Source organism: Burkholderia sp. IO2 (assembly GCF_029522185.1).
Lineage (GTDB): Bacteria > Pseudomonadota > Gammaproteobacteria > Burkholderiales > Burkholderiaceae > Burkholderia > Burkholderia cenocepacia.
The window spans coordinates 24,242-30,422 of the sequence record NZ_JAKWFH010000074.1 but is presented as its reverse complement, the minus strand read 5'-3'; the positions used below and the strand labels follow the sequence as shown (position 1 = coordinate 30,422).

The window sequence follows — 6,181 nt, the reverse complement described above, 5'->3', positions numbered from 1 at the left end:
GGCGGTCGCGCCGGGGGCGTCGGCGCACCCCGGCGCGCGACCGCTCAGGCGAGCGCCGTGTCGGCGGCCGCCACCGCGGCCGGGGGCGCCGCGGCAGCACCCGCCAGCCGCCGATAACGCGCGAGCGCCCACAGCGGGAAGTACGCGGTATAGCCGTGATACTTCAGGTAGAAGATGCGCGGGAAGCCCGGCGCATTGTGCGAGCGGTGCCACCAGAAGCCGTCTTCCTGCTGCACCGACTGCAGATACGCGATGCCGCGCTTCACCGAATCGGATTCGCAGTCGCCGAACGCCATCTGCGCGAGCAGCGCCCACGCGGTGCAGTTCGACGTGCTCTCGCCGCCGTTCGTGCCGGCCAGCGTCGGGTCGAGGTAGCTGTCGTTCGTCTCGCCCCAGCCGCCGTCCGCGTGCTGCCGCGCGCGCAGCCAGTCGAGCGCGCGGGCGATATAGGGCTGCGACTTGTCCTCGCCCGCGAGCGCGAGACCGGCCAGCACGCTCCACGTGCCATAGAGGTAGTTCGTGCCCCAGCGCCCCCACCAACTGCCGTCGGGCTGCTGCGTGCGCTTCACGTAGTCGATGCAGCGCGCGAGCGACGCGCGGTCTTCCGCGCGCTTCGTCACGCCGAAGCACAGCAGTACGCGGCCCGATACGTCCTCGGTGGGCGGGTCGAGCAGCGCGCCGTGATCGGCGAACGGGATCGCGTTCAGATACATGCGGTCGCAGTCGGCGTCGAACGCCGCGAAGCCGCCGTTGCGCGATTGCAGCCCGCGCATCCAGTCGAGCGCGCGTGCGACGCGCGGCGCGTACGGATTCGTGCCGTCCGCGTGGCGATGCGTGCGGCCGCGGCGATCGAGCATCGCGGTGACGAGCGCGCTGTCGTCGATGTCCGGGTAGTACGGGTTCGCGTACTGGAACGCCCAGCCGCCCGGTTCGACGTCGGCCGGGACGTTCTCGATCCAGTCGCCGCGCAGGTCGTTCACCTGCCGCGCGGCCAGCCAGTCGTACGCGCGTGCGATGCGCTCGTCGAGTTCGCGCAACGTGCCGGCAGCCGTCTCGCCGGTTTCCGGCGCCGCGACACCGCGCGCCTGCTCGAGCGCCATCGTGCTCCAGGCGGTATCCCAGACCGGCGACAGGCACGGCTGGCAATACACGCTGCCGTCCGGCCGCGTGACCAGCAGCTTTTCCAGCGCGTTTTCGCAATCGCGGCGTAGCGGATGGTCGTCCGGGTAGCCGAGCACCTGCATCATCTGGTAGCTGTAGACGATCGGCGGGAAGATGCCGCCGAGCCCGTCCTCGCCGTTCATCCGTTCCGCGCACCACGCTTGCGCATGCCGGATCGCGCGCTGCCGCAGGCGCTTCGGCATCAGCGGCTCGATATGCCGCACCGCGCGGTCGAGCGCGAGGAACAGCCGGCGCATGCCGCGCGCGGGCGGGAAGTACCGGCGTTCCTGTTCCGGGGGCGTGACGAACAGCTCGCGGATCGAGACGTTGCGCGGATTGCGCGCACGCGCCTTCAGCGAGCACAGCACCAGCAGCGGCACCATCGTCGTGCGCGCCCAGTACGCGACCTTGTACATCGAGATCGGCACCCACTTCGGGAACAGCACGAATTCGATCGGCATGAACGGCGCCGCGCGCCACGGCACCTGGCCGAACGTCGCGAGCAGGATGCGGGTGAACACGTTCGAGCGCGCCGCGCCGCCGAGCTTCAGGATCGCGTCGCGCGCGCGGATCATGTGCGGCGCCTGTTCGCTGTCGCCGGCCGCCTTCAGCGCGAAGTACGCCTTCACGCTGCACGACACGTCCGGCGCGCCGTCGACGTACAGATCCCAGGCGCCGTGCGTGTCGAGCCGCTGGTTCGCACGCAGGTAGCGCGCCATCTTCTCCTGGCGCACGTCGTCGATCCGGTCCATGAAATGCATCATCAGGATGTATTCCGCGGTGATCGTCGCGTCGGATTCGAGTTCGAAACACCAGCTGCCGTCGGGCTGCTGAAGGCGCACGAGTGCGTCGCGTCCACGGGCGATGGCAGTGTCGAGCGTGGACCAGGGAGAGGGGGCCGATTTGTTCATGCGGCGGATCATACCATCCAGCCGGAATGTTTATCTCGAGACGTGCAGTGCTACCATCCGCACCATGAAAAAACGCCTCGAACCCGCGCCGCGCGACGTGTCCGCGCCCGTCGAACCGGCCGGAGCGCCCGACGCACGGGCCCCTGAAGGATCATCGGCGCCGCCGGCTGCCGCCGTGGCCGGCGTGCGGCGAAAAAAAGCGCCGGACCAGGTGCGCGCGCAATTGCTGGCGGCTGCATCGGAGATCGCGACGCATCACGGCGTGGCCGCATTGACGCTCGATGCGGTGGCCGAGCGTGCCGGCGTGACGAAAGGCGCGCTGCAATATCACTTCGCGAACAAGCAGGGGCTGCTGGATGCGCTGTTCGGGCAGGCGACCGAGCGGTTCGGCGCGCAGATGGCCGCGCGGATGGCGGTGGATTCCGGCGGCGACGGCGCGGCGGCGCGCGCGTATCTGCATGCGGTGCTCGATGCGGCCAATCCGGCCGCGAGTACCGACGTGCTGCGTGTGCTCGTCGCGTCGATGATCACCGAGCAGGACACGCGCGCGCGCTGGTCGGTGCCGATGCGAGAATGGACGCGACCCGACCCGGTGCCGCTCGAGCAGGCCGCGACGCTGATGATCTGCCGGCTCGCGGCCGACGGGTTGTGGATTTCCGAACTGCTCGACAGCATCGAGATATCGGCCGAATTGCGCGCGGAAATCGTCCGGCAGCTCGATACGATGAGCAGGGGCGCGTTTCCGAAGTGATGCGCTGCACGGGATCGATGTCGTCGGGCGAGATTCTGTCGCGCGACGGCGGGGTTCGACGTGCCACGCGTATCGAGGTCGTGATGGCCGATCACGTTTGCCCGGGACTCCACCCCGTTACGTTCGATCCTGCGGCAGCGCGTGCATGGGGCATGGCCTTTCGGAAGCTGCCGGCTACTGAACCACGGGCGTGACCGCTCATCCTTGCCGCGGGTTGCGCTGATACCCGGCCCTGAGCGCGTCGACCACGAGCTCCACCGCCCGCGACGATTTGCGCCGGCTCGGGTAATAGACGTGATGCCCGACGAACGTCGGAAACCAGTCCTCCAGCACCCAGCCGAGCCGGCCGGCTTCGACGTGATGCGCGACCAGATCCTTCGGCACATATGCGAGCCCGAAGCCGGCGAGCGCCGCGTCGACCATCTGATAGACGTTGTTGAACGTCAACTGCCCTTCGACGCGAACCTGCAACTCGCGGCGTCCCTTGCTCAACTCCCACGATAGCAGCGCGTTTCTGGTCGGCAACCGCAGATTGATGCAGTTGTGTTGTGTCAGGTGCTGCGGCGTTTTCGTCGCGGGCCGGGACGCGAGGTAATCGGGAGAACCGATGATCGACATCGTCATGTCCGCCGCGATACGCTGCGCGATCATGTCCTTGGCAACCTGGTCGCCGAGCCGTATGCCGATGTCGTAGCGACCCGCGACGAGGTCGGTCAGACCATAGTCGTTCACCAGCTCGACCTTGAGCGCCGGATACCGGCGCAGCAGCGGTTGCAGCCGTGGCCACACGTACTCGTTCGCCGCATAGTCGGTCGCGGTGATCCGGACGTTGCCGGCCGGCTGGTCCGTCATCGCGCGCAGCGATTCCAGTTCCACCTCGATTTCCTGAAAGCGTGGGGCGATCGATTCCAGCAACCGCTGGCCGGCCTCGGTCGGCGACACGCTGCGTGTCGTGCGCGTCAGCAGCGGAATGCCCATGCGCCCCTCCAGCGCGCGCACCGTTCGGCTCAACGCCGATTGAGACACGCCGAGTTGCGCGGCCGCCCGCGTGAAATTGCGCTCGCGCGCGACGGTCATGAACGCCGCCAGGTCGTTGAAGTCTTCCATTGATTCATGCACCACAGCATAGGCCTATGCCGATTTTGCCATCTAGTCGCATGAATCGCGAGTCATTAAAGTGGGATGGCTGGCCGCCGGAGCGATCCATGCGGCACCTTTTTCGGTAGAGGACGACATCATGGAACTGAAGCGCGCGGGCTCGCAGCCCTCGATCAAGGGCCCCGACGAATGGTTCACCGGCACGGTCCGGATCGACCCGCTGAACGCACCGCCGCCGCCGGCGCGCGTGTCGTGCGCCAGCGTGACGTTCGAGCCGGGCGCACGCACCGCATGGCACACGCATCCGCTCGGCCAGACGCTGCTCGTGACCGCCGGCTGCGGCTGGACGCAATGCGACGGCGAGCCGCGCGTCGAAATCCGCGCGGGCGACGTGATCTGGTGCCCGCCCGGTCACAAGCACTGGCACGGCGCGACGTCGACCACCGCGATGACCCATATCGCGATTCAGGAAGCGCTCGACGGCAAGAACGTCGACTGGCTGGACAAGGTGACGGACGAGCAATACCTCGGTAGCGGCGAACCGCAATGAACGCGCCCGCTGCCCTGACTCCGATGCCGGCTGGAGGTCGTTGGCCGCGTCGGTTGACGGGGCGAAAAGCGATGGACGCAACGTCAACCGGCCCGAACCCGTCACCGATGTGCAATACGGCGCACGGTGACGATCGCACGCGTCGCCCGTTGCGGTTCGTCGCCGCGACGGGCCTGGCGCTGCTCGCCGCCGCGTGCACTCACATGCAAAGGACCGACACCATGCAGGAACCCTTGTCTTCCCCCGATTTGAAAGCGGTCGCCCCGGCCTTCGAGCGATACACGACGCACACCGTGTTCGACGGCTTGTGGAAGCGGCCGCACCTGTCGCCGCGCGATCGCAGCATCGTGACGCTGTCGGTGCTGATCGCCCGCGGCCAGACCGTCGAGATGCCGTTGCATGTCCGCCTCGCGCTGGATCACGGCGTGAAGCCCGCGGAAATATCGGAAATGATCGCGCACCTGGCCTTTTACGCGGGATGGGCCCACGCGAGCGCCGCGTCGATCGTCGTCAAGCACGTCTATGACGAACGCGGCATCGGGCCCGATCAGCTTGCGCCGGCGGACGCCACGCCGCTGCCGCTGAACGAGGCGGCCGAGGCGCAGCGCGCACGGACGGTCGCGGAAAACTTCGGCGCCGTCGCGCCGGGCGTGGTCGAGTACACGACCGATGCGCTGTTTCGCGACCTGTGGCTTCGCCCGGGGCTCGCGCCGCGCGACCGCAGCCTGGTGACGGTGAGTGCGCTCGTCGCCAACGGCCAGGTGGCGCAGATCCCGTATCACCTGAACCGCGCGATGGACAACGGGCTCACGCAGGCCGAGGCATCCGAGGCGTTGACGCAACTGGCGTTCTACGCGGGATGGCCGAACGTCTTTTCGGCGATGCCCGTGTTCAAGGATGTGTTTTCACGGCGCGCGGCGTGACCTGCGCGCAACTGAAGAGAGGAACATCATGACCGACAACATCGACGGCAAGGTCGTCGTTATTACCGGCGCGAGCAGCGGCCTCGGCGAAGAAACCGCGCGGCATCTGGCGCAACGTGGTGCGAAGCTGGTGCTCGGCGCGCGTCGCGTGGACCGGCTGGAGCGGCTCGCCGACGAAATCGGCGCGGGACGGCAAGCGATGCTCGAAACGGACGTCACCGAACGCGACGCAGTCCAGCGCCTGGTCGACCGCGCGGTCAACCTGCACGGCCGCATCGACGTGATGCTGAACAACGCGGGGCTGATGCCGAGCTCGATGCTCGAACGCCTGCACGTCGACGAATGGGACCGGATGATCGACGTCAACATCAAGGGCGTGCTGTATGGCATCGCCGCCGCGCTGCCGCACATGATCCGGCAGAAGGGCGGGCACATCATCAACGTGTCGTCCGTGGCCGGGCACAAGGTCGGCCCGGGCGGCGCCGTGTACGCGGCGACCAAGCATGCGGTGCGCGCGCTGACCGAAGGCTTGCGGCAGGAGGTCAAGCCGCACAACATCCGCACGACCATCCTGTCGCCGGGGGCGGTGGCGACCGAGCTGACCCGGACCATTACCGACCCGGACGTCGCGAAGGGCATGAGCCAGGTGTATCAGCAGGCCATCCCGGCATCGGCGTTCGCGCGCGCGGTGGAATACGCGATGAGCCAGCCCGACGACGTGGACATCAACGAAGTGCTGTTCCGGCCCACGAATCAGGCCTATTGAGTACGGCCGCGCGCATGCGGC

6 protein-coding genes are annotated in these 6,181 nt (G+C 67.9%); 4 read left to right on the top strand and 2 right to left on the bottom strand.

The genetic code is table 11. The annotated features are described in order from the left end of the window. Positions 1 to 44 precede the first annotated feature (44 nt). Entirely contained in the window at positions 45 to 2,084 is a 2,040-nt protein-coding gene (gene shc, locus MMB92_RS31570; protein WP_060213216.1) for a squalene--hopene cyclase, read from the bottom strand. Positions 2,085 to 2,136: 52 nt separating this feature from the next. Here shc and MMB92_RS31565 point away from each other — a divergent pair, with 52 nt between their 5' ends. Next, complete coding sequence (locus MMB92_RS31565; RefSeq protein ID WP_163122428.1) at positions 2,137 to 2,823, top strand: TetR/AcrR family transcriptional regulator; 687 nt, start codon at positions 2,137 to 2,139, stop codon at positions 2,821 to 2,823. A gap of 198 nt (positions 2,824 to 3,021) precedes the next feature. Here MMB92_RS31565 and MMB92_RS31560 read toward each other — a convergent pair whose 3' ends face one another. Further along, positions 3,022 to 3,930, bottom strand: coding sequence for a LysR family transcriptional regulator (locus tag MMB92_RS31560; protein WP_060213212.1), 909 nt, complete (start codon positions 3,928 to 3,930; stop codon positions 3,022 to 3,024). A 130-nt stretch (positions 3,931 to 4,060) separates the two neighbouring features. Here MMB92_RS31560 and MMB92_RS31555 point away from each other — a divergent pair, with 130 nt between their 5' ends. The 3 genes from MMB92_RS31555 to MMB92_RS31545 all read left to right on the top strand — a co-directional run bounded on the left by MMB92_RS31555 (position 4,061) and on the right by MMB92_RS31545 (position 6,160). Beyond that, a complete protein-coding gene (locus MMB92_RS31555) occupies positions 4,061 to 4,471 on the top strand; it encodes a cupin domain-containing protein (RefSeq protein ID WP_006497975.1) in 411 nt (136 codons plus the stop codon). A gap of 149 nt (positions 4,472 to 4,620) precedes the next feature. Further along, positions 4,621 to 5,394: a carboxymuconolactone decarboxylase family protein gene (locus tag MMB92_RS31550; protein WP_338157075.1), complete on the top strand. Its 774-nt coding sequence runs from the start codon at positions 4,621 to 4,623 to the stop codon at positions 5,392 to 5,394. Between the two features lie 28 nt (positions 5,395 to 5,422). After that, complete coding sequence (locus MMB92_RS31545) at positions 5,423 to 6,160, top strand: SDR family oxidoreductase (protein WP_048988565.1); 738 nt, start codon at positions 5,423 to 5,425, stop codon at positions 6,158 to 6,160. Positions 6,161 to 6,181 lie beyond the last annotated feature (21 nt).

Coding starts and splice junctions, on each gene's coding strand:
- MMB92_RS31555 (WP_006497975.1), top strand. CDS start 4,061: ATGGAACTGAAGCGCGCGGGCTCGCAGCCCTCGATCAAGGGCCCCGAC.
- shc (WP_060213216.1), bottom strand. CDS start 2,084: ATGATCCGCCGCATGAACAAATCGGCCCCCTCTCCCTGGTCCACGCTC.
- MMB92_RS31545 (WP_048988565.1), top strand. CDS start 5,423: ATGACCGACAACATCGACGGCAAGGTCGTCGTTATTACCGGCGCGAGC.
- MMB92_RS31565 (WP_163122428.1), top strand. CDS start 2,137: ATGAAAAAACGCCTCGAACCCGCGCCGCGCGACGTGTCCGCGCCCGTC.
- MMB92_RS31560 (WP_060213212.1), bottom strand. CDS start 3,930: ATGGAAGACTTCAACGACCTGGCGGCGTTCATGACCGTCGCGCGCGAG.